Below are 532 nucleotides of genomic sequence, written 5' to 3' on the forward strand. Positions count from 1 at the left end.
CTGGATGGGGAATATATTAATGAAATGGAAAGTCATGATCGAAAAGTAACGCACATCGTTGCTAAAAAAGGCGACGCGATATTTATTCCACCTAACTGTTGGAATAAACCAGACTGGGATACCGATTGCTCAGTGTTAAGTATTTTGTTTGGGCGTCGACAACTTGGGTTAAGTTTGGTGAGCAAACGTAAAGGTGAGGCAAACTTTTACGATATTCAAAAGCATAGCATCCAAACACGCTCAGGATTTGCGATAGATAACATCTTAGAAGCGTTGAGCTCACTGGCTCGTGAGAATACTAAAAAACCAATGGATGAGCTTTTACTGCAAGCATTACTGCAATACGCGAAGACGATGTTGGATGCACCAGTCGAGCAGCAGGCACATAGCCGTGTGCAAGATCTCTATCAAGGGATTTGTATCTACATTCAAGAGAACTTCCATCGCCCAATCACACGTGACAGCATTGCGTCGAGATTCAGTATTTCCTCGAACCATTTGTCGCGCTTGTTCCGTCAGCAGGGGCACATGA

Annotated in this window: 1 pseudogene; it reads left to right on the plus strand. The window is 43.8% G+C overall.

From position 1 onward, the window contains the following. Window positions 1–532 (plus strand): annotated as a pseudogene (locus R7E78_RS30075) (AraC family transcriptional regulator); the annotation flags it as partial.

Source organism: Vibrio sp. YT-19(2023) (genome assembly GCF_033337395.1).